Genomic DNA, 21242 nt, shown 5'->3' with positions numbered 1-21242 from the left:
AGGAAGAGTGCGCCAATGATCACAGAACTCCGGTGATGTCGGTCAGCGCGGGGACGACACGGGGACGGGACATCATCCGCTCCGCCCAGCGGGGCATCGAGCGCAGCGAGTAGCAGCGCCGTAGCCAACGGTCCTGCCCGTCAAACCGTGGGGTGAAGCCGGCCCGGCCGTGCGCGGCGATGTGGTTGTCGACGACGACCAGGTCGCCAGGGGAGAGCACTATCTCGTGGCAGACCTGTTCCAGCGCCTCGGCCAGCGCCTTCGACGCGGCCACGGCCAGGGGTTCCTCGCTGGTGGTGGTGTGCGAGTTGAACCGCATGAACAGGTCGGGCTCGTGGCCGAACAGGACCGGGTGCAGGCCGGAGGAGGGCCGAGGGCCGCGGATGTTGCGGGCGAAGGAGGTCGGGTACGCACTGCGGAAAACGGGTCGGCGCAGGATTTCCTGGTAGGCCGTGGGCAGTAGTCCGTACGCTTCGCGGACGGATGCGACACGGGTCGCGGCGACCCCCTCGTGATCCTGGCGCAGACAGAGCAGCCCCAGGAAGTCGGGACGCAGCGGGTGGTGGACGTTCTCCGTGTGGAAGTCGAAGGCGACCGATCCGCTGTTCTCGATGCGCTGTTCCTCGCCCCGGACGGGGTGGACCTCGTGAATCAGCGTGCCGCTCTTCTCGTCCTCGTACCCGATGAGGGTGCCGAGCAGGTCGGCGACGAGCGTGAGCAGACCCGCGGTGCCGTGATCGGCAAGTCCGCCCGTCCGGTGCTCGCTGGGCGTGGCCGGAAGGTCGCCCACCGGCAGGCCGCGTATGAGGAAGAAGCCCTCGCGCGAGCCGCCGGTGGAGAACTCGATGAGCTGGGCGCGTAAGTCCGAGGGAATGTCCAGCAGCAAGTCGTTCACGTTCGGCCCGGAGCTCTGCTCGCCCCGCCGCTCTGCGGCACGCCTGGCCAGTTCCCACATCGTCCGGGCATCGGCTTCGGCGAGGTGGTGGCCTGTCTGTGCGAAAGTGTGCATCGTCGGCTCCTGCGTCGAGGGTTGCGCTGACCAGGTGCAACACACTAGGAAGGACGGGTGCCGATCGGGTGTCAGATCTCTGTCAGGAGCATGCGTAGACGCCTGCACAGTTCGCGCTTCGGGGGCTTAAGGCGCTCCGGTACGCGGCGATCAGGCCGGTTGCGATCACCCGCAGCCTTCTCCGCGTCATGAGCGGCGATCCACTCCCTCCCGTACGCCTGGCAGCAGTCGGGGTATCGCTCGCGGCGACGGTCCTCGAGCCGGCATGGAGATGCGGCCGTCCTCACCATGGTCGGGGACCTCCTTGTCCGGCTTGGCCAGGAGCTTCCTGAACTCCACCGTGCGGTGCCGGCGGTGCGGCGAGGAGATGACCTCGCCGGTGGCCGCGTTCAGGGCGGCGAACAAGATCGTCACGCCGCCGCGCAGGTGATCGTGGGTGCGGCGCGCGGGTGTGCCCGGCAGCACGGCGCCGACCGGTCCAGTGCCTGGATCTGCGACTTCTCGTCCAGGTACAGGACGACGGCCCGCTCGGGCGGGTCCAGGTACAGGCCGACCACGTCGCGGACCCTTTCGGTGAACCGCGGGTCCCTGGACAGCTTGAAGGTGTCCACCAGGTGTGGTTCGAGGCCGAAGGTCCGCCAGATCCGCCCCGGCGCGGAATGACGTGGGCCCCGGAGAGGAGATCCCGTCGGCCCCCGACGGGAGGTGCGGCCGGCCCCATCCCTGCACTGACCCTCCGCTTGACAGCGCCCGTGCCGCCCGCGCACCATCGGTCCCGTGAACCTGTCAGACAGCCAGACAGGTGGAGGGGGCCCGCGGCGCGTCAGCGCGATGGAAGCGGTGCTCTCCCACCTCCGCGGCGCCATCGAGCGCGGCGAGTACCCGATCGGTGGCAAGCTGCCCTCCGAGACGGAGCTGTGCCGTACCCTCGAGGTCTCCCGGCCCGTGCTGCGCGAGGCGTTGCGGGCCCTGCAGACCATGGGTCTGACCGTGTCCAGGACAGGCAAGGGCACCTTCGTCGTCGCCGACGCCGTGGGGGATCCCACCTTCGGCGACTACGCGGCCGGCGACCTGCTCGAGGTGCGCCGGCACATCGAGGTCCCGGTCGCCGGCTACGCGGCCCGGCGCCGCACCCCGGACGACCTGGACCGGCTGACCCACCTGCTGGACCGGATGGAGCGGGAGACCGACACCACGGCGTGGGTCGCGATGGACACCCTCTTCCACCTCACCGTGGCCGAAGCGGCCCGGAACCCGGTGTTCCGCCGGGTCATCGAGGAGATCCGGGACGCGCTGGCCCGCCAGTCCGCCTTCCTCAACGAACTCGGCGGACGCCGTGAACAGTCCGACCGCGAACACCGGGCGATCGTCCGGGCTCTGACCGACGGCTCCGAGCGTGACGCCGTCGAGGCCATGACCCACCACCTCGACCGCGTCGAGACGACCCTCGCCGCCATCGTGCGCCCCGCGCGCACGCCGGCCCACGACTCCCACCAGGCAGTGTGATGTACAGCAGTCCCCCCGCGGACGCACCCCTGATCCGCGAGCCCCTCCACGCCCCCGTCGCCCATCTGATACGCGGCGGGATCGTCGAAGGCGTCCACTACGGCTCCGTCGTCGTCCTCGGTCCCGACGGAGAGGTCCGGTTCCGGCTCGGCGACATCGAGGCCGCCTGCTACCCGCGCTCCGCGCTCAAGCCCGTCCAGGCGGTGGCGATGGTCCGCGCGGGGCTCCCGCTCGACGGCGGGCTGCTGTCGCTCGCCGCGGCCAGCCACTCCGGCGAGGAACGCCACCTCGCCGGAGTCCGGCGCGTCCTGGAACTCGCCGGGCTGACCGAGGCCGACCTCCGCAACGTCCCTGACCTGCCGTTCGACCCGGTCGTCCGGGACACCTGGGTGCGCGAGGGCCGCCCGCCGTCCCGGCTCGCCCAGAACTGCTCCGGCAAGCACGCCGCCATGCTGTACACGGCCAGGCTGAACGGCTGGTCCCTCGACGACTACCTCGACCCCGCCCACCCTCTCCAGCAGGCGATCGCCGAGATCGTCGAGGACCTCACCGGGCAGCGCGTCGCCACGGTCACCGTCGACGGCTGCGGCGCGCCGTTGTTCGCGGTCTCCCTGCACGGTCTCGCCCGCGCCGCCGCGCGGATCACCACCGCCGCGTCCGGTACGCCGGAGGCGCGCGTCGCCGACGCGATGCGGGAGCACGCGGAGCTGGCCTCCGGGTCCGGCCGGGACGTCGCCGCGCTGATGCGGGCGGTTCCCGGGCTGCTCGCCAAGGACGGGTTCGAGGGCGTGCAGGTCGCCGCGCTGCCGGACGGGCGGGCGATCGCCGTGAAGATCGCCGACGGGGCGGGGAGGGCGCGTGTTCCGGTGGCCGCGGGGGCGCTCGCGCGGGCGGGAGTGGATCCGTCGGCGCTCGCGGAGTTCGGGGGAGAGGTGCTGCTCGGGGGCGGGCGGCCGGTGGGGGAGGTGCGGCCGGTCCCCGCGCTGTCCTCGCTGCCCGCCCAGGCCCGGGGGTGACGCGGAGGGTTCCCCGCATCCCCTCGGGGGCGCTCCCGTCACCGCCGGCCCGTCGGTACCGGACCCCACCGGAGGAGTAGGTACAGGGACACCGCCGCGGCGCCCAGGAAGGCGGCGCCGGCGATGGTCCAGGGGAGGGGGCGGGCCGGGACCCCGTCCCCCCGGGACGCCGGGACGGGGGCGGGATCCGCTTCCGGGCCGCGCAACGGGGCGGGCCGCAGGGCGTCCAGGGAGCCCACCGGAGTCACGTGCCCGGACGCCTCGAAGCCCCAGTCCAGCAGTGCGCGGGCCTCCTCGTACACCGCGTGGCCGCCGCCCGACCGGGGGTTCATGACCGTCACCACGAGGGTGCGGCCGCCTCGGCGCGCCGCGGCCACGAGGGTGTGACCGGCGTTGCTGGTGTAGCCGTTCTTGATACCGATCAGCCCCGGGTAGGGATCGACGCCGTCCGCGCCGGTGAGCAGCCGGTTGGTGTTCACGATCCCGTAGGAGCCGCCGTCGCGGGCCGGGAACCGCGCCTCGTGGCGGGCGCAGTACCGCGCGAACTCGCGGTTGCGCAGCCCGGCGCGGCCGAACACCGCCAGGTCGTACGCCGACGACACCTGGCCGGGTGTGTCGTAGCCGTCGGGCGACTTCACCCGGGTGTCGCGGGCGCCCAGGGCGCGGGCCTTGGTCTGCATCCGCTCGGCCGTGGCCCGCCAGCCCCCGCTGAGCTCGGCCAGGACCCGCACGGCGTCGTTGCCGGAGCTGAGGAAGACCCCGTTCCACAGGTCGGACACCTGGTACGCACGGTCCTCGGCGACCCCGACGAGGCTGCTGCCGGGGCCGATGCCCGCCAGCTCCTCCTCGCTCACCCGGTGCCGGATGCCGGCCGGCAGGGTCGGCAGCACGGTGAGTGCGAACAGCGTCTTGAGCGTACTGGCCGGCGGCAGTCGGCGGTGCGCGTCGTGCGCCGCCAGGACGTCGCCGGTGCGGGCGTCGGCGACCAGCCACGACAGGGCGGACGGGGCAGGGACCCCGGGGGCCCCGGGGTGCGGGCGGACGTGCGTGCCGGGCCGGTACAGCAGCGCCGCGGCCCGTGGCCCGGGGTCCACGCCGGCAATCGCCGCGGCGGGCGCGGACACCAGCAGATGCGCCGTGCAGAGCACACAGGTCGACACGGCAACCCGCGAAGTAAATCCGATAGTCATACCGCAAACGTAGGAATGGCCCCCCGGAACACCGCGTTGCCCCGGCCGGGGACCGCCCGCGAGCACCCGGATGCCGCACGCCGGTGCCGTGTCAGCCGTCCGGCAGGGTCGGCCGGACGCGCCGCAGGAACGTCGCGTTGTCGGGGGTCTCGCGCATCCGGCTCAGCAGCGTCTCCAGATCGGTCAGCCCGTCCCGCGACCGCAGCACGCGCCGCAGTCCCCGGGCGGCGGCCAACTCGACCGGGGCAAGCAGCAGTTCCTCACGGCGGGTGCCCGATCCCGTGATGTCGGCGGCGGGGAACAGCCGGCGTGCGGCGGCCTCGCGGTTCAGCCGGAACTCCATGTTGCCGGTGCCTTTGAGCTCCTCGAAACAGAGCTCGTCGGCGCGGGAGCCGGTCTCCACCAGGGCCGAGGCGAGAATCGTGAGCGAGCCGCCCTCCTCGGCCTGGCGGGCGGCGCCGAAGAACCGCTTGGGCCCGAGCAGCGCGGAGGCGTCGACACCGCCGCTGAGGGTGCGGCCGCCGGACGCGGCCGCGTTGTTGTACGCCCGGCACAGCCGGGTCAGCGAGTCGAGGAGCACGACGACGTCCTCGCCCGCCTCGACGAGCCGCTTGGCCCGCTCGACGACCAGCTCGGCGAGCGCGATGTGCTCCTTGGCGGGCCGGTCGAAGGTCGAGGCGTACACCTCGCCGCGCACCGAGCGCCGCATGTCGGTGACCTCCTCGGGGCGTTCGTCGAGCAGCACCACCATCAGCCGGCACTCGGGGTGGTTGCCTGCGACGGCCGCCGCGAGCTGCTGGAGGAGGACGGTCTTCCCGGCCTTGGGCGGCGCCACGAGCAGCCCGCGCTGCCCCTTGCCGACCGGCGCCAGCAGGTCGACGACCCGCCCGGCCAATCCGGACGCCGGATGCTCCAGGCGCAGCCGCTGGCAGGGGTGGAGCGGCGTAAGATCGCGGAAGTGCCGCCGGGTGTGCGGCGCGTCGGGTGCGCGGCCCTCGACGCGGGTGACCTCGGTCAGGCCGTCCCGGTCGCCGCGCACGCCTTCCACGAGGTCGCCCCTGCGCAGACCGTGGCGGCGCAGCAGCGCAGGAGAGACGGACGGGCCGGAGGGGGAGGGCAGGCAGTTCTCGGCGCGCAGGCGCCCTTTCCCGGTCGCGTCGATGTCCAGGACACCGGTGACGAGCTGGGGCCGCTGCCGTACGGGAGGGGATACGAGGGTGGTGGTCATGGAGGCCGGTCCTTTCGCGGACGACGGACGGGGACGTACGGGGGAGGGAAAAGGAGAGGGGCCGCGCGGGGAGGGCGGACACGCGCCTGCGGGCGGCGGAGAACAGCACCCCGGTCACGGCGGGAAGACCCTGCCGACGAGGTGGTGCGGGAATGCCGTGCGCCGGTCGGAGACGACGGGCGGATCGGTGGACCGAAGAGAACGCGAAACGCGTGGAAGAAAAGGCGCCGACGCCCGAACGGGGGCGTGCTGGATGTGCCGTTTGCACTCTACCACTCGGTGGTGGTGTGCGGAGCCGCCATGTGGCCGGGGTCTCCTCTAGGCTGATCCGGTGTTCAGCCCCGAAGGCCCCCGTCTGCGTGAACTCGCCGCTCAGGTGCTGTCGTCCGTCGAGCGCGGCTACGACCTCCTCGCACCGAAGTTCGACCACACCCCCTTCCGTACGCCCGACTCGGTGCTCGACGCCACCGCCTCCGCACTGCGGCGGACGGGTCCCTTCGACACCGGCCTCGATCTGTGCTGCGGCACCGGCGCGGGCGTCGACGTACTGAGCCAGGTGTGCCGGGAGAGCGTCACCGGGGTCGACTTCAGCGCCGGCATGCTCTCCGTCGCGCGGCAGCGCGTCCGGCCGCCGGGGCCACCGGTGAACTGGGTGCGGGCGGACGCGCGGGCGCTGCCGTTCGGGCCGGTGTTCGACCTCGTGGCCAGCTTCGGCGCGTTCGGGCACTTCCTGCCCCGTGAGGTGCCGGTGCTGTTCGCGCAGGTCCACTCGGTGCTGCGACCGGGCGGACGCTTCGTCTTCCCCGTGGTCGCGCCGCCTCGGCCGGGCTCCCTCACCTACGGGATGCTGCTGGGGTTCGACGCCGTGATGCGGGTGCGCAACGCCGTCTGGCGCCCGTCGTTCGTCATGTACTACCGCGCCTTCCGCTTCGGCGACATGCGGCGGGAACTGAACCGCGCCGGATTCCGGGTGGAGCTGTGGGCGCTGACCGAGTTCGGACGGCGCCGGGACGACAGCCCGAAGGTCCGGTTGGTCGTCGCCGAGCGGACGGAGGCGTGACGGGCCGGGAACGGCCGGCGGGCGGGCGCCCCGGCCCGTGGCCTGTTCGGTGTGCAGGGCCATGGCGGCACGGGCCCCGGTCGCGGTGGCGGCCCAGTCCCCCGACCTCCGCGAGCGCCACCGCGGAAAACGATGCCACCGCCGCCCGCACTTCCCGCCCGTCGGCCGACGCGGACCAGCAGCGGTGCACCGGCGTCGGCCGGGCCGGGGCCGCTCCCAGGACCTCGGCGTGCCCGGGCGGCGGGGCCCCTCCCAGGCCACGGTGGCCCTGACCACCGCCCCCCGGCCGGAGCACCGTGCGCCGGTCGGGAAGCCGGACGACGCAGGCGTCCCCGCCGGCAGGCCGGGCAGCGCGGCGTGGCTGCCCCACCGGTCGGTGGTGACCGGTCCGTCACGGCGCAGCATTCGCAGCGCCTGCCCTACGGTCTCCCTGCTGACCTCGAAGTGCTCGGCCAACCGCCGCTCGCCGAGAGGCGTTCGCCCGGCGGAACCGCTCCGTCGCGCAGTTCGCCGAGCGACTCCCTCGTGATCCTCCGGTGGAGCGGCTTCCCCCGGTGAGCGAGCGGTCGTGCGGGGTGGTGCGGGCCATGCCGCGCCATCCTGTTGATGGCGGTCCGTGGCCGCGCGAGCTCGTTGCGCCACCACATCCGGCACTGGTCTGCACCACAGGGAAGGGTGGTCCGGCGGTCCGGCCGGAACCGTACGGTCCCCTCAGATGTACGAGCGCATCCAGCGCAGCTTGGCCACCTCCTGGAACGCGCCCCCGCCCTCGTGGTCGTTGAAGTCGTACACCTCGATCGCCTTGTCGTCGTGCGCCCAGGCGTTGAAGGCCCCGAACACCGTCGAGGGCGGGCAGGTCTGGTCCTCCAGGGCCGCCGAGAACAGTGCGGGCGCGCTGCCGCGGGCGGCGAAGTGCACGCCGTCGAAGTAGGACAGCGTGCGCAACGCGTCCTCGAAGCGGCCGCGGTGCGTCTTGAGGTAGGAGCCGATCTCCCGGTACGGCTGCCGGTCGGTGAGTGTGGTCGCGCGGGGGAAGTCGCAGAGGAACGGCACGTCCGGCGCGATGCCGGCCAGGTCCGGGACCAGGCCGCCGACCGCGATGGTGATGCCCCCGCCCTGGCTGGCGCCCACGGCGACCGTGCGGCTCGCGTCGGTCAGCGGGTGCGAGCGCGCCGCCTCCACCGCGCGTACGGCGTCCGTGAACACCCGGCGGTAGTAGTAGTTCTCGGGGGCGTCGATGCCGCGCGTCATGAAACCGGGGTAGGCGGGAGCGCCGCCCACCGGATCCGCCGTGCCGCCGCCGGCGCCCCAGGCGCTGCCCTGACCCCGGGTGTCCATCACGAAGTGGGCCCGGCCCGTGGACGCCCACAGCAGGTGCTCGTGGGGCAGCCCGCGGCCGCCGCCGTAACCGATGAACTCCACCACCAGCGGCAGCGGGGCCCCGGCGTCGGCGGGCAGGGTCAGCCAGCCCTTGACGGGATGACCGCCGAACCCGGCGAACGTCACGTCGAAGACCCGCACCGTGGACAGTCCCGTGTCGACCGGCTCGAAACGGGCGTCCAGGTCGTACGCGCGTGCCTCCTCGAGCGTCTTGGACCAGAACGCGTCGAAGTCCTCGGGCGCGGTGGACGCGCTGCGGTACTCGCGCAGTTCGTCGAGGGGGAGGTCGAACAGGGCCATCAGGGACCGCCTTCGTGAAGAGACAGTGCGAAGCGATGACACCGTACGTGGATCACCGGCGCCATCGCCAGAGGTTCTGGGGAAAGTCCCAGGTGGTGGGCGTGGAAAGCGATTGCTCTCGAGGGTGTCCGCAGGGAGCGTCCGCTCGGGTTCCGCAGTGCGTTCGGCGGCGGTGCGGACGGTGCGGCCGTAGGACGCGGGTGCTCCCGAACGGTGCGGAGCGACTGGTTCCCCCTGCCTTGCCAGGGGCTCGCGGGACGTCGGGCGGCGCCCCGCCGGGGCGCCGCCCGACGACGGAACACCCCCTGGGTGTCACCGTCAAGGCGAGTGTTCAGTACCTCCGGGGGTACATCGTTCAAGAGGGGTCGCAGGCGTGTCCTTCGTCGACATCCTGGAGTCCGAGGGCCTGGGCAACCGGGGATGTCCGGTCGGCGGACCCCGGTCGGCGGTGGTCGTCGACCCGCCGCGGGGACATCGGCCAGGTCGTCGTCGCCGCGGGGTGCGCATCGCCTGTGTGGCGAAGAATCATGCGCACAACGACTACGTCACCGGCGGCCTGGAGCTCGCCCGGGCGACCGGCACCTCCTGTCCGGTGCGGCCGCGGCCCACGCGCCCTTCGTCCGCCCCCAGGTCTGCGACGGCGATCCCGTGACGGCGGACGAAGGCGTGGTGCTGCGCGCACTCGTCACTCCCGGGCACATACCGCAACGCGTCCTCGCGTCCCTCCTGCCGGCCGTGGCCGCCTTCGTGCTCGCCGACGCGGTGACGTGAGACGGCGCTCAGGCCAGGGAGAGGAACAGCTTCTCCAGCCGGGCGCGCATCTGCTCCCGGTCCCCGGAAGCGGCCATGTCCGCATCGGTCAGGCAGTGCTGCAACCCCGTGGCGATGATCGCGAAACCCGCCTTGTCCAGGGCGCGGGCGGTCCGGGACCGCCGCCCCGGCCTCCGAGGCAGGCCCTCCGCGACTTCCCCGCCGCCGGACCCGGCGCGTCGACCGGCGCCGCGCGGGCCCCGTCCGCAGGAGCGGTGGCGAGGGAACCGCAGCGGCCCGGCCGGCGCGGGTCCACGCGACGCGGCGGGAAGAGCACGGCGGCGTCCTCGTCCGGGGCGCCGTGCTCGCGCCGGCCGCCGGGCGGGTCCCGGAACCGCCCGGCGACGGAACCCGGGCGGCGGCCGGCGCCGGCCCGGCGGCGTTCAGGACCAGGCGAGCGGGGCGCCCGGTCAGCCGAAGCGCTCGATGCGGATCCGCTCCACGGGCTGACCGGCCGCCACCAGCAACCTGGAGGCGTGCTCCGCGAAGGAGTTGGAGCCGCACACATAGGCCTCCCATCCACCAGGAGGCTGCTTCGCCAGGAGCGGCGCCACATGTGCGGCGGTCATACGTCCCACGGGCACACCCTCCGGGGCGCTGCGCGTGAACACCGGAGTGGTCTCCGCGCCGTACTCGCGTGCGTAGATCAGGTCCTCGGGCCCGCGCGCCGACACCAGCAGCCGCAGCGGCAGCCTCATGTCCCGGGCCCGGTGGTGCCGCACCATCGACATCAGCGGGACCACGCCGGAGCCGGCGCCCACCAGCAGCGCGGGCCGGTCGCCCGGCCAGGCGAAGAAGCCGCTGAGCGGGCCGCGCAGCTCGACCCGGTCACCGGGGCGGGCCACCGTGTGGAACCAGCCCGAGACCTCGCCGCCCTCGACACGGTCCAGGGTCAGCTCGATGTGCCCGGAGTCGTCGGGTGCCGACGCGATCGAGTAGTGGCGCTGGGCCACGTAGCCGTCCTCGGCGGTCAGCCGCAGCAGCAGGTGCTGGCCGGGCACGTGCCCCGGCCAGCCGGGCACCGCGAACCGGAAGGTCGTCGCCCGCGGAGTCTCGTGGCGGATCTCCGTCAGGGTCGCCGTCCGCCACACGGACGCGGTCCGCTCGCTCACGCCGATCCGTCCGGGCACCGCGAACCGTGTCGGCGGGGCGAAGCGCTCCGGGGCGCCCGGTGGGGTCCGTGTCGTCGCTGTCGTCCGCTCAGTCACCGGAGTACCGCTGCTCCTCCCAGGGGTTGCCGCGCGTGTGGTAGCCGTTGCCCTCCCAGAAGCCCGGCTCGTCGTGGTCGAGGAGCCGCAGTCCCGCGATCCACTTGACGCTCTTCCAGAAGTACAGGTGCGGCACGATCAGCCGCGCCGGACCGCCGTGCTCGGGGGGCAGCGGGCGTCCGTCGTACTCCCAGGCGATCCAGGCCCGGCCGCCGGTCACATCCGCGAGCGGCAGGCTGGCGGTGTAGCCGGTGTGCGCGTACGCGACCACATGCGTGGCTGACTCATGGGGCCGGACCATATGGAGGAACGCGTCCAGCGAGACGCCGCCGAACCGCACCCCGAACTTCGACCAGCTCGTCACACAGTGGATGGCCCCCTCGTAGGCCGAGGCCGGCAGCGCGTGCGCCTGCTCCCAGTCCCAGGTGCGGGGCTCCGTCACCAGCCCGTCGATCCGGAAGGTCCAGTCGGCGGGCGTGAGGTCGGGCGTGACCTCGGCGGACAGGACGGGCCATTCGTCGCCCGCGTCGTACTGGCCCGGCGGCAGTCCGGGGTTGTGCACGCGAGGACGGCCGGTGAAGCCTCGGGTGATGTTCACGTGATCGGCGATTCCGTTGCGACTGGTGCTCAAGCTTTTTCGTGTTCAACCGTACGCGGTGTCCGCGGCCGACGCGGTGCCGGGCCGGTCAGGCCGGTCACGTGGTCCCTCGCGGGCCGGTCCGCGAGGCGCCCCCGGGGGCCGCACGTCCGCCGTCGGCCGCACCGTCCGCATCCGGTGGCGCTCCGGGCCCGGGAGCCGCCCGACCGGGCCGTACCGCTCCGGCGCGGTCGTCCGGCGGCCCACCGCCGACCCGTCCGGCGCGCGGTGGGCGACCGGGGCGACGGCCCGACGGCAGCCGCTCGCCGCCGGTCACCGCTCATTGCCGGCCGCCCGAGCGGCGTGCACGCCACGGGCGCCGGCCCGGGGCGCGTACGCCGGGCCGGCACGCGGGCACGGCGGGCGAGGACCGTCATCCCGCGTCGGCCGCCCCGGCCGCGTCCACCCGCGCGCGTACCCCCTTCGCGGCCCCGGCCCCCGAAAGCACCGTACGGCGGCGGTGATCCTCGGGTAATGTGGCCGTCCGGCTGTGAATCCCGCCGGCCGCAGGACGTCGAGGAGGTGAGACCCATCACCGCTGTGTCAGGTCGGGTGCTCTCACCTCGAAGCGATGCGGACCACCGGCAGTAGGTGACCGCGAGAGCGCCCTTCGGCTCCCGAAAGGCCCAGGCTCTTGCCGCACATGCCGCCCCCGCCCCTCTCCTTCTCCGTCGTCCCGCCGTCCCCGTCCCGGGACGCCGTCGTGACCGCCCTCCGCGCCGCCGGTTGCGTCTTCGCCGAGGACGAGGCCGAGTTGATCCTCGCCGCCGCACCCACCCCCCGGGACATCGCCCCGATGGCCGAGCGCCGGGCGGCCGGACTGCCCCTGGAACTCGTCGTCGGCTGGGCCGGGTTCCACGGCCGGCGCATCAGCGTGGCACCCGGTGTCTTCGTGCCCCGCCGCCGCACCGAGTTCCTCGTCGAACAGGCGATCGCCCAGGCGCCGGACGCGTCCGTCGTCGTGGACCTGTGCTGCGGCTCCGGCGCCGTCGGCGCGGCTCTGGCCGCCGCGCTCGGCGCGGTCGAGCTGCACGCCGCCGACATCGACCCGGCCGCCGTGCGCTGCGCCCGCCGTAACGTCGCCGCACTCGGCGGCCGGGTCCACACCGGCGACCTGTTCGAGGCGCTCCCCGGCGCGCTGCGGGGACGCGTCGACATCCTCGCGGCCAATGTGCCCTACGTGCCCAGCGACGAGATCGGTCTGCTGCCCCCGGAGGCCCGCGACCACGAGCCCCTGGTCGCGCTCGACGGCGGCGCGGACGGCCTCGACGTGCTGCGCAGGGTCGCCGCCGGGGCGCCCGGATGGCTCGCTCCGGACGGCTGCCTGCTGGTGGAGACCAGCAGCCGGCAGGCCCCCGCCGCCGTCGACGCCTTCACCGCAGCCGGCCTGCGCACCCGCCTGGCCGCCTCCGACGAGTGGTACGCCCATGTCGTGATCGGTGTGCGGCCGGCGTAGGACCGCTCAGGGGGCCGGCGCCGTCGCACGGGCGATGAGCAGGGCCACGTCGTCGAAGTTGTCGGGCTCGTGCAGGGTGCGCAGGAGCAGGTCGCAGACCTCCTCCAGGGAGTCGCCGGGGTGGTCCAGCAGGGCCAGCAGCCGGTCCAGACGCTCGTCCAGCGGATCCCGGCGCGTCTCGACCAGACCGTCGGTGTAGAGCACCAGCAGGTCGCCCGGTTCCAGTTCGACGGTGGTCGTGGAGAAGGCGACCCCGCCCACCCCCAGCGGCACGCCGGTGGGCAGGTCGAGCAGCTCGGGGGCGTGGCCGGCCCGCACCCGGGCCGGCGGCAGGTGTCCGGCGTTGGCGATCGTGCAGCGCCGCTCGCGGGGATCGTGGACGGCGTAGACACAGGTGGCGATCGCCTGGTCCAGGCCATCGGTGATCCGGTCCAGGTGCTCCAGGAGGACGGCCGGATCGAGGCCGAGGGAGGCGAGGGTGTGGGTCGCCGTGCGCAGCCGGCCCATGGCGGCCGCCGCGGGGATGCCACTGCCCATCACGTCCCCCACGACGAGGGCCGTCTTGCCGTCCTCCAGCGGGATCACGTCGAACCAGTCGCCGCCGACCTCGCTGGTGGCGCCCGCCGGCTGGTAGCGGGAGGCGACCTCGAGGCCCCCGGTGAGGGGTGGATGGCTCGGCAGCAGGCTGCGCTGCAGGGTGAGGGCGGTGTCGCGGGCGTTCTGGTACCAGCGGGCGTTGTCGATCTGCACGGCCGCGCGGGAGGCCAGTTCCCGCGCGAGCAGCAGGTCGTCCTCGCCGAACGGCACGGGATTGCGCATGCGCAGGAGGTCGAGGGCGCCCAGCACCTCCCCGCGCGCGATCAGCGGCACTGCCAGGTACGAGTGGGCACCCGCGCGCGCCAGCAGCGCGGCCGCCTCCGGGGAGCGGGCGATCCGCGCCAGGTCCTCGTCCTTCACCTGCGGCACCATCACCGGCAGCCCGGTGCGCACGCACTCGGTGATCAGCCGGTCCGGGGCGTACCGGGTCACCCGGCCCGGCGGGTCGGCCGCCGCCAGCACCTCGGCCGCGTCCACCACGCGCACCGCCAGCGCCCGGATCACCGCCGGCTCGGTGGGGCCGAGGGCGCTGCGGCGGCCCCGCACCACCGCGTCCAGCAGATCCACCGCCGCCGCGTCGGCCAGCTCCGGCACGGCCACGTCGGCGAGCTCGCCGGCCGTACGGTCCAGGTCCAGGGTGGTGCCGATCCGGGCGGTGGCGTCGACGATCACGGCGAGCCGCCGCCGTGCGGTCTCCGCCTCGGCGTTCGCCCGGTACGGCTCGGTGACGTCCACCACCGACACGGCCACGCCCAGCACCGTGCCGAGCGCGTTCTCCAGGCGGTACAGCGAGAACGACCAGACGTGGTCCTCGTCCGGATCGGCCGGGGTGCGGCCGGTCATGGACCGGTCGACGACGGGCCGGCCGGTCTCGAGGACCTCGCGCGCGGCGGCCTCGAGCGCCTCGGCGTCCACCAGCGGCAGCACATCCCGGACCCTGCGGTTCAGATGCTCCTCGGCCGGGACGCCGTTGATCCGCTCCAGCGCCGGATTCACCGAGACGTAGCGCAGATCGGTGTCCAGCACGGCCAGCCCCAGGGGGGACTGGGCGACGATCCGGGTGGACAGGGCCACGTCCTGCTCCAGCCGGCGCGCCGTCGTCTGGTCCACCGCGAGACCGAGGGCGTAGACGTTCCCCCGGTCGTCCAGCAGACGCATGTTGCGGAACTCCACCAACCGGGTGCTGCCGTCCTTGCGCCGGATGGGGAAGGCCCCGGCCCAGCTCCGTCCGGTGCGCATGACGTCGGCGAACAGATCCACCACGAGGTCCAGGTGCTGCTCGTGCACCATGATCCGGGCGGCGTACCGGCCCAGCGCCTCCTGGGCGCCGTACCCGAACAGTTCCTCGGCCTGGGGGCTCCACAGCACGATCCGTCCCTCGGTGTCCAGCACCACCGAGGCCACCCGCAGCACATCGAGCAGCCCGCTGGGACGCACCGGCCCGTCGCCGTCGGCCGGGGGTGACCCCACTGCACTCATCGCACGCCCCGCCTTCACCGATCTCCACGGCACGTCCGCACCGCGCCGACACCCTTGTTTCTACCGCGCGAGGCCCATTTTCCGCCGCTCCTGCCGTCCGGTGCCAGCTTCTCCCACCATCGGGCCGGGCGCCCCGCGCGGCCGTCACCGCGGCAGCGGCGCGCGAGTAGTGCTCTTCGACGGGTGGTGCTTTGCTGAGTGGGGGGCGGGGACGGCGTGGGCCACGAGAGGAGCGATCACGATGGGCAGCGAGCGACCGCACCCGGAATTCGTCTCGGTCGAGATCAGCGGATGCAGCAAGGACGACGCCCGGATCGTGTTCGACACGCTGTGCGCGTGCTTCGCGTCCGACCGGTGCTCCGACGACGTACCGGAGGAGTTCTCCGAGACCCGCCCGACGGTGTGGCTCAGCACCTTCGACGTCGCCGACGCGCACGAGGGCGCCCGGCCCGGGGCCCGGCTGGCCTCGTCGGTCGACGCCGACCTGCAGGGCGGCTACTGGGCGATCGACCGGTTCCGTACGACGCTGGACTCCCTGTTCACGGTGCACGACCTGAGCACGGTCCCCGGCGACCAGGAGAAGGAGTTGCACGTACGTCTCGAAAGCCGGTGACGTTCCCGGCCCGATGTGCCCTCCGTCTCTTATGCAACTAGTTGCATAAGGCGGTGCGCGTGCCTTACAACTACAGGCACGACACCGCGCACGGAGGGCCCGATGACCCGTTACCCCCACCTGTTGACCCCCCTCGACCTGGGCTTCACCACCCTGCCCAACCGGGTCCTCATGGGCTCCATGCACGTGGGCCTGGAGGAGGCCGAGGGGGGCTTCTCCCGTATGGCCGAGTTCTACGCCGCCCGCGCCCGCGGCGGGGTCGGCCTCATCGTCACCGGCGGCATCGCCCCCAACGACGAGGGGCGGCCCTACGAGGGCGGCGCGAAGCTCACCACCGAGGCCGAGGCGCAGCAGCACCGGACCGTCACCGACGCGGTGCACCGCGAGGGCGGGCGCATCGCGATGCAGATCCTGCACTTCGGCCGGTACGCCTACCACCGGGACCTGGTCGCCCCCAGTCCCGTCCAGGCGCCGATCAGCCCCTTCCCGCCCCGCGAGCTGACCGACGCCGAGGTCGAGCGCACCGTCGACGACTACGCCCGCGCCGCCCGACTCGCCCGACGGGCCGGCTACGACGGCGTCGAGATCATGGGCTCCGAGGGCTACCTGATCAACGAGTTCATCGCCACGCAGACCAACCACCGCACCGACCGCTGGGGCGGCTCCTACGAGAACCGCATGCGCTTCCCCGTCGAGATCGTCCGCCGGGTGCGCGAGGCGGTCGGTGAGGACTTCATCGTCGTCTACCGGCTCTCCATGCTCGACCTCGTGCCCGGCGGCTCCATCCTGGACGAGGTGATCACCCTCGCCAAGGCCGTCGAGACGGCCGGAGCGACGATCATCAACACCGGCATCGGCTGGCACGAGGCCCGCATCCCCACCATCGCCACCTCCGTTCCCCGTGGCGCGTACACCTGGGTGACCAAGCGCCTCATGGGCGAGGTGACGGTGCCGCTGGTCACCACCAACCGCATCAACACCCCCGAGCTCGCCGAGCAGGTGCTCGCCGAGGGCTGCGCCGACATGGTGTCGATGGCCCGCCCGATGCTCGCCGACCCCGACTTCGTCGCCAAGGCCGCCGACGGCCGCCCCGAGGCGATCAACACCTGCATCGGCTGCAACCAGGCCTGCCTCGACCACACCTTCAGCGGGCAGATCACCTCCTGCCTGGTCAACCCGCGCGCCTGCCACGAGACCGAGCTCGTGCTGTCCCCGACCCGCCGCCGCAGGCGCGTCGCGGTCGTCGGCGCCGGCCCGGCCGGCCTCGCCTGCGCGGTGAGCGCCGCCGAACGCGGCCACCACGTCACCCTGTTCGACGCCGCGAGCGAGATCGGCGGCCAGCTCAACGTGGCCCGCAAGGTCCCCGGCAAGCAGGAGTTCGACGAGACCCTGCGCTACTTCCGCACCCGGCTCGCCGAACTGGCCGTGGACGTGCGTCTCGACACGCGCGTCACCGCCGGGGACGTGGCCGGCCACGACGAGGTCGTCGTCGCCACCGGCGTCACCCCGCGCGTCCCCGACATCCCCGGCGTCGACCACAGGAGCGTCCTCGGCTATCTCGACGTGCTCCGCGACGGCGCCCCCGTCGGCGACCGGGTCGCGATCCTCGGCGCGGGCGGCATCGGCTTCGACGTCGCCGAGTTCCTCACCGACGGCGGCGACAAGGCGCACGAGAACCCCGAGACGTACTTCCGTCGGTGGGGCGTCGACCTCGACCACCGCGCCCCCGGCGGCCTCGCCGTACCCGAGCGCCCCGCCCCGCCGCGCACCGTCCACCTGCTGCAGCGCAAGGCCTCCAAGGTCGGCGCCGGCCTCGGCAGGACCACCGGCTGGATCCACCGCACCGAACTCAGGCACCGCGGCGTCACCATGGTCCCGGGCGTGCGCTACGACCGGATCGACGACGCCGGACTGCACGTCACCGTCGACGGCGAGAGCACTGTCCTGGAGGTCGACACGGTCGTCCTGTGCACCGGCCAGGAACCGCGCCGCGACCTGTACGAGGAACTGGTCGCCGCCGGACGGCCCGTCCACCTGATCGGCGGCGCCGACGTGGCCGCCGAGCTGGACGCCAAGCGCGCCATCAAGCAGGGCACCGAGCTGGCGGCGGCGCTGTAGGCCGGGCGCGGCCCGTCCCTAGGATGAGCCCATGTCACTCCCGCACGCGATCCTCACCGCCCTGCTCGAGAAGCCGTCGTCAGGGCTGGAGCTGACCCGCCGGTTCGACCGGTCGATCGGCTACTTCTGGTCCGCGACGCACCAGCAGATCTACCGCGAGCTGGGGAAACTGGAGGCCGAGGGACTGATCCGGGTCCTCCCCTCCGAGCAGCCCGCCCGGGGGCAGAAGAAGGCGTACGAGGTCCTGCCGGCGGGGCGCGCGGAACTGGCCCGTTGGACCTCCGCCTCCCAGGACCCCAAGCCGCACCGCGACGCGATGCTGCTCCGGCTGAGGGCGGCGGCCGTGGTCGGCACCGCGGGCCTGGCGGCCGATCTGCGGCGCCACCGGGAGATGCACGAGCGCCAGTTGGCGGAGTACCGGGAGATCGAGCGGCGCGACTTCCCGCCGGGCAAGGACGGGCCGGAGGACCGGTTGCGCCATCTGGTGCTGCGCGCCGGCATCGACCTGGAGACCTTCTGGACCCAGTGGCTCGACCACGCGCTGGCGGAGTTCGCCCGGCTGCCGGACACCGGCGGACCCGAGAGCCCCGCCGTACGGAAGGCGTGACACCGCGACGGGCCGGCGCCGGCCGCCCTCCCGGGGCGCGTCGGATGTGCCGGCGGCCGGCGCCGGGTCCAGGGGATGTCGTCCGGATCCTGCCGGGGCCGCGGGGCCGGTGCGGCTGCACGGCGCCGTCCCCCGGCGCCGACCCGATCCGGACGAGACCCCCTAGGAGCGGCGCGCAGCGTTGCGGCGGCGCAGGTACCAGGCGGTGGCGGCGATCCCCGTGCCGACCAGTGCGCTGCCCGCCACCAGCGTGACCGTGCCGTAGTCCGTCGAGCCGCCGCCGATGCCGCCCATCACCCCGAGGGACGGGGAGGCGGTAGGAGAGGCCGAGGGGGTGGGAGCCGTGGAGACGACGACGGACTGCGTGCCCGCGGTGCTGCCGTTCGAGCAGATCACGATCACCGTGTACGTGCCCGGAGCGACGTCGGACCAGGCGGCGGACTGTCCCGAACCGTTCCCCGACAGCGCCACCTGACGGCCCTGTGAGAAGCTCGTCTGGCTGCTGTGGAGCAGCGAGGCGGTGCCCCAGTGGCCGTTGACCTGGGCGCACGCGCTGGTGCTCACCGAGACCGTCGGTCCGGTGGTGCTGACGGAGATCCCGGCCGCGGCGGCCGGCCCGGCCAGGGCCAGCGCGAGCGCGGCGGCGGCAGCCGCGGTCGGACCGGAACGGAGCAGTGGCTTCGAGTTGCGCATGTCGACTGCCTTCCGGCGGCACGGCCGGCGGTACATCCCTTGTGCCGCCTAGGTCGGGGAGCGCCCGTGCTGCCACGAGGCAAGCCAACGGGCCGCCGGACCGGCGCGCACTCCGGCGGCATCCGGGCAGGTGACGGCTTCCTCCGGGCGGCCGACCCCGGGGCAGGGTCAGCGTCCGGCGCCCGTCGTCACCGTGCGCTCCGCGGAGAAGCCGCCCCAGGTCCCGTCCGGCAGCATCGCCCGGATCCGCACCCGGTGGGCGACCCCGGGCTCCCGGCCGGCGTAGAAGCGGTACGTCGCCCGGCCGCGGGGCGCGTCACCGCCGTGGACGAGCGAGGTGGCGACACGGCCGTCCAGGTGCACCTCGTACTCGGTGATCACCCCGTCGACGCGCGGCGGCACCCAGTGGAGGACGATGTGGTACGCGCCGTCGGCCCACTCGCTCGCGGCCCGGAAGCCGGTGGGAGCGCCGGCCGGGCCGTCCGCGCCGTCCGCGGTGGTGAGGCGGACGGTGGCACCGGCGGGGGAGAGGTTGTCGGCCGCGTCCCGGGCCCGGACCGTGAAGGAGTAGCGGGTGCCCGGCCGCAGCCCCGTCACCACGGTGGCCGTCTGGTTCCCGCCCACACTGTGGATCTTCGTTCCGCCCTGGTGGACGTCGTACGACACCACACCCCGGTCGTCCTTCGCGGCGGACCACGACAACCGGGCCGCCCGGCTTCCGGCAGTCCGTCCGTGAAGCTCCGCCGGACGGGTGGGGGCGGTGTCGTCGGCGGTGGTCGCCCCGGGTGTCGTCGCCCGGACCTCCCGACTGCGCGGCCCGAGCCGCCCGTCCGTGTCCCGGGCCCGCACCGTGAACACATAGGTGGTCGCGGGCCGGAGTCCGGTGACGTCCACCATGTGTTCGGCACCGGGCGCTTCCTTCACCTTCGTGGTGCCCCGGTACACCTCGTAGCGGCTCACCGCGGTGTCGGCGACCGTGTTCCACATGACGTGCACGCTGGTGGCGCTGCCCGCCTCGGCCGTCACGCCGGTCGGTGCTCCGGGCGGCCGTTCACCACCGGCGCCGTCGTCCGGCCCTCCCCATCGGCAGGAGGTGAGCAGCAGGAGGACACCGCCGAGCGCGAGAAGGCGACGCGGGGACACGGCCGAGGGAACGCCACGCACGACTCTGCCTCCCAGGGCGGCACACGGGGACATCCGAAGAATGGTCCGTACCAATACGAGCAGACTGGCGTGATCACATCAAGAGGGTGGGGTGGAGGAGTGCTCGCGCACATTACGTATGCTGAAGCCCGAACGGGTCGAACCTCCCCTCATGAAAGGGGAGTTCGGGCCCATGGCGCGGATCGCTGTCGTCGCGGATCCCGCGCCGGCGCGGGCGGCCGGACGGCTCGGGTCGATCCGGACCCGGGCCCCGGCCCCCTGGTCGTGGTCGCTGGTGCGATCGTGCGCTGCCCGGCCCTGTCGGGGCCGTCGTGCCGCCGTAACGGGAAGAAATGGTGCAAAGTTCCCGTGAGTGTGCGCCCGTGACCCCGACGAGAGGCCCCCCTTGATCGTGTCCCGTGTCCCGTCACTCACCCTGGTCATGGCCGGTGTCGCCCTGCTGACCCCCTCGCCTCCCCCCGTCACCGCACCCCAGCCCCGTACCGAACCGTCCGCACGGCGCACGGCCCCGGTTCCCGCCGTCGGTCCGTCGGCCGGGGTGCGTACCGGGCCGTCCGCACGGCGCACGGCCCCCGTCTCCGCCGCCGACCTGCTGGCCAAGGTGCGCGCCTGCGCACCCGTCTCCCACGGCCGCTACCGCGAGGACCACGGCGCCAGGGCCACCGTCCCGGTGTGCGGAACCCGCGACGCCGTGTTCTGGAAGGCCGACATGGACATCGACTGCGACGGCCGCCCCGGCCCCCGCTGCAACGCCCGCGCCGACCCGTACTTCTCCGCCTCCACGGCCTTCGCCCAGTCCGACGGCCGCCCGCTGAGCTCCGAGAAGACCCCCTACGTGGTGGTGCCCGCGCCCAGCGTCGTGTGGAACCACCGGTCCCACGGCGTGCGCGGCGGATCGGTGGTGGCGGTGGTGTACCGCGACCGGGTGCGGTACGCGGTCGTCGGTGACACCGGCCCCGCCGACATCATCGGCGAGGCCTCCCACGCCGCGGCCGAGTCGCTCGGTATCGACCCCGACCCGCTCGCCGGCGGCACACCCTCCGGCGTCACCTACATCGTGTTCAGGAACAGCCGGGTGACCCCCATCGAGGACCACCGGGCCGCGGTGACGGCGGGGGAGCGGCTGGCCCGGCGGTTCGTGGAGGCCGACCACTGAACCGGCCGGGCGTCG

The 21242-nt window shown here is 73.7% G+C and carries 18 protein-coding genes and 3 pseudogenes; 9 read left to right on the top strand and 12 right to left on the bottom strand.

Features of this window, described 5'->3' with window-relative positions:
- Positions 1 to 19 precede the first annotated feature (19 nt).
- Both KYY02_RS13700 and KYY02_RS13695 read right to left on the bottom strand, forming a co-directional pair.
- A complete protein-coding gene (locus KYY02_RS13700; protein ID WP_371238191.1) occupies positions 20 to 1009 on the bottom strand; it encodes a TauD/TfdA family dioxygenase in 990 nt (329 codons plus the stop codon).
- Between the two features lie 294 nt (positions 1010 to 1303).
- Positions 1304 to 1656: pseudogene (locus KYY02_RS13695) on the bottom strand (transposase); the annotation flags it as partial.
- 184 nt (positions 1657 to 1840) lie between these two features.
- Between KYY02_RS13695 and KYY02_RS13690 the strand changes: the two are divergent.
- Together KYY02_RS13690 and KYY02_RS13685 are read left to right on the top strand one after the other, a co-directional pair.
- Entirely contained in the window at positions 1841 to 2515 is a 675-nt protein-coding gene (locus KYY02_RS13690) for a FadR/GntR family transcriptional regulator (protein WP_371238250.1), read from the top strand.
- A complete protein-coding gene (locus KYY02_RS13685) occupies positions 2515 to 3531 on the top strand; it encodes an asparaginase (protein ID WP_371238190.1) in 1017 nt (338 codons plus the stop codon). Before KYY02_RS13690 ends, KYY02_RS13685 begins: the two co-directional genes overlap by 1 nt.
- Before the next feature lie 38 nt (positions 3532 to 3569).
- On the opposite strand, the gene KYY02_RS13680 is transcribed toward KYY02_RS13685, so the two are convergent.
- Both KYY02_RS13680 and rho read right to left on the bottom strand, forming a co-directional pair.
- Entirely contained in the window at positions 3570 to 4721 is a 1152-nt protein-coding gene (locus tag KYY02_RS13680; protein ID WP_371238189.1) for a D-alanyl-D-alanine carboxypeptidase family protein, read from the bottom strand.
- 91 nt (positions 4722 to 4812) lie between these two features.
- On the bottom strand, positions 4813 to 5949 hold the full coding sequence (rho, locus tag KYY02_RS13675) for a transcription termination factor Rho (RefSeq protein ID WP_371238188.1): 1137 nt from the start codon (positions 5947 to 5949) through the stop codon (positions 4813 to 4815).
- A gap of 331 nt (positions 5950 to 6280) precedes the next feature.
- Between rho and KYY02_RS13670 the strand changes: the two genes are divergently transcribed.
- Positions 6281 to 7009 (top strand): class I SAM-dependent methyltransferase, encoded by a 729-nt coding sequence (locus KYY02_RS13670; RefSeq protein WP_371238187.1) that lies wholly within the window; start codon positions 6281 to 6283, stop codon positions 7007 to 7009.
- A 76-nt stretch (positions 7010 to 7085) separates the two neighbouring features.
- Here the strand turns inward: KYY02_RS13670 and KYY02_RS13665 are convergent.
- Both KYY02_RS13665 and KYY02_RS13660 read right to left on the bottom strand, forming a co-directional pair.
- Positions 7086 to 7598, bottom strand: a pseudogene (locus tag KYY02_RS13665) (GntR family transcriptional regulator); the annotation flags it as partial.
- Positions 7599 to 7720: 122 nt separating this feature from the next.
- Positions 7721 to 8689 (bottom strand): acetylxylan esterase, encoded by a 969-nt coding sequence (locus tag KYY02_RS13660; RefSeq protein ID WP_371238186.1) that lies wholly within the window; start codon positions 8687 to 8689, stop codon positions 7721 to 7723.
- Positions 8690 to 9337: 648 nt separating this feature from the next.
- Between KYY02_RS13660 and KYY02_RS13655 the strand changes: the two genes are divergently transcribed.
- Positions 9338 to 9460 (top strand): hypothetical protein, encoded by a 123-nt coding sequence (locus KYY02_RS13655; RefSeq protein ID WP_371238185.1) that lies wholly within the window; start codon positions 9338 to 9340, stop codon positions 9458 to 9460.
- An 8-nt stretch (positions 9461 to 9468) separates the two neighbouring features.
- Here the strand turns inward: KYY02_RS13655 and KYY02_RS13650 are convergent.
- The 3 genes and pseudogenes from KYY02_RS13650 to KYY02_RS13640 all read right to left on the bottom strand — a co-directional run.
- A pseudogene (locus tag KYY02_RS13650) lies at positions 9469 to 9609 on the bottom strand (transcriptional regulator); the annotation flags it as partial.
- A 300-nt stretch (positions 9610 to 9909) separates the two neighbouring features.
- A complete protein-coding gene (locus KYY02_RS13645; protein WP_371238184.1) occupies positions 9910 to 10707 on the bottom strand; it encodes a ferredoxin reductase in 798 nt (265 codons plus the stop codon).
- The gene (locus KYY02_RS13640) at positions 10700 to 11305 is read right to left on the bottom strand and encodes a sulfite oxidase-like oxidoreductase (protein WP_371238183.1); all 606 of its coding nucleotides are present in this window, start codon (positions 11303 to 11305) and stop codon (positions 10700 to 10702) included. The genes KYY02_RS13645 and KYY02_RS13640 overlap by 8 nt, the downstream gene beginning before the upstream one ends.
- Positions 11306 to 11987: 682 nt before the next feature.
- Here KYY02_RS13640 and KYY02_RS13635 point away from each other — a divergent pair.
- Positions 11988 to 12800 (top strand): putative protein N(5)-glutamine methyltransferase, encoded by an 813-nt coding sequence (locus KYY02_RS13635; protein ID WP_371238182.1) that lies wholly within the window; start codon positions 11988 to 11990, stop codon positions 12798 to 12800.
- 6 nt (positions 12801 to 12806) lie between these two features.
- Here KYY02_RS13635 and KYY02_RS13630 read toward each other — a convergent pair whose 3' ends face one another.
- Positions 12807 to 14876: a SpoIIE family protein phosphatase gene (locus KYY02_RS13630; RefSeq protein ID WP_371238181.1), complete on the bottom strand. Its 2070-nt coding sequence runs from the start codon at positions 14874 to 14876 to the stop codon at positions 12807 to 12809.
- Positions 14877 to 15117: 241 nt separating this feature from the next.
- Between KYY02_RS13630 and KYY02_RS13625 the strand changes: the two genes are divergently transcribed.
- The 3 genes from KYY02_RS13625 (at position 15118) to KYY02_RS13615 (ending at position 18214) form a co-directional block, all read left to right on the top strand.
- Positions 15118 to 15489: a hypothetical protein gene (locus tag KYY02_RS13625; protein WP_371238180.1), complete on the top strand. Its 372-nt coding sequence runs from the start codon at positions 15118 to 15120 to the stop codon at positions 15487 to 15489.
- A gap of 102 nt (positions 15490 to 15591) precedes the next feature.
- Positions 15592 to 17607: an oxidoreductase gene (locus KYY02_RS13620; protein WP_371238179.1), complete on the top strand. Its 2016-nt coding sequence runs from the start codon at positions 15592 to 15594 to the stop codon at positions 17605 to 17607.
- Positions 17608 to 17638: 31 nt separating this feature from the next.
- Entirely contained in the window at positions 17639 to 18214 is a 576-nt protein-coding gene (locus tag KYY02_RS13615) for a PadR family transcriptional regulator (protein ID WP_371238178.1), read from the top strand.
- A 162-nt stretch (positions 18215 to 18376) separates the two neighbouring features.
- On the opposite strand, the gene KYY02_RS13610 is transcribed toward KYY02_RS13615, so the two are convergent.
- Positions 18377 to 18907 carry a hypothetical protein gene (locus tag KYY02_RS13610; RefSeq protein WP_371238177.1) on the bottom strand — a complete coding sequence of 177 codons (531 nt, stop codon included), beginning with the start codon at positions 18905 to 18907 and terminating at the stop codon, positions 18377 to 18379.
- A 168-nt stretch (positions 18908 to 19075) separates the two neighbouring features.
- Positions 19076 to 20071, bottom strand: a complete 996-nt coding sequence (locus KYY02_RS13605; protein WP_371238176.1) for a fibronectin type III domain-containing protein — start codon at positions 20069 to 20071, stop codon at positions 19076 to 19078.
- A gap of 385 nt (positions 20072 to 20456) precedes the next feature.
- On the opposite strand from KYY02_RS13605, the gene KYY02_RS13600 reads away from it, so the two are divergent.
- Entirely contained in the window at positions 20457 to 21227 is a 771-nt protein-coding gene (locus KYY02_RS13600; protein ID WP_371238175.1) for a glycoside hydrolase family 75 protein, read from the top strand.
- Positions 21228 to 21242: the final 15 nt, after the last annotated feature.

Origin of the sequence: Streptomyces pimonensis (genome assembly GCF_041380215.1) — a bacterium.
GTDB classification, from domain to species: domain Bacteria; phylum Actinomycetota; class Actinomycetes; order Streptomycetales; family Streptomycetaceae; genus Streptomyces; species Streptomyces pimonensis.
This window is presented reverse-complemented; position numbering and strand designations above follow the sequence as displayed.

Bases quoted from the DNA above. Each gene is read 5' to 3' on its own strand.
- KYY02_RS13660 (WP_371238186.1), bottom strand. From the start codon at position 8,689: ATGGCCCTGTTCGACCTCCCCCTCGACGAACTGCGCGAGTACCGCAGC.
- KYY02_RS13635 (WP_371238182.1), top strand. From the start codon at position 11,988: ATGCCGCCCCCGCCCCTCTCCTTCTCCGTCGTCCCGCCGTCCCCGTCC.
- rho (WP_371238188.1), bottom strand. From the start codon at position 5,949: ATGACCACCACCCTCGTATCCCCTCCCGTACGGCAGCGGCCCCAGCTC.
- KYY02_RS13620 (WP_371238179.1), top strand. From the start codon at position 15,592: ATGACCCGTTACCCCCACCTGTTGACCCCCCTCGACCTGGGCTTCACC.
- KYY02_RS13680 (WP_371238189.1), bottom strand. From the start codon at position 4,721: ATGACTATCGGATTTACTTCGCGGGTTGCCGTGTCGACCTGTGTGCTC.
- KYY02_RS13685 (WP_371238190.1), top strand. From the start codon at position 2,515: ATGTACAGCAGTCCCCCCGCGGACGCACCCCTGATCCGCGAGCCCCTC.
- KYY02_RS13700 (WP_371238191.1), bottom strand. From the start codon at position 1,009: ATGCACACTTTCGCACAGACAGGCCACCACCTCGCCGAAGCCGATGCC.
- KYY02_RS13625 (WP_371238180.1), top strand. From the start codon at position 15,118: ATGGGCAGCGAGCGACCGCACCCGGAATTCGTCTCGGTCGAGATCAGC.
- KYY02_RS13615 (WP_371238178.1), top strand. From the start codon at position 17,639: ATGTCACTCCCGCACGCGATCCTCACCGCCCTGCTCGAGAAGCCGTCG.
- KYY02_RS13630 (WP_371238181.1), bottom strand. From the start codon at position 14,876: ATGAGTGCAGTGGGGTCACCCCCGGCCGACGGCGACGGGCCGGTGCGT.
- KYY02_RS13610 (WP_371238177.1), bottom strand. From the start codon at position 18,907: ATGCGCAACTCGAAGCCACTGCTCCGTTCCGGTCCGACCGCGGCTGCC.
- KYY02_RS13690 (WP_371238250.1), top strand. From the start codon at position 1,841: ATGGAAGCGGTGCTCTCCCACCTCCGCGGCGCCATCGAGCGCGGCGAG.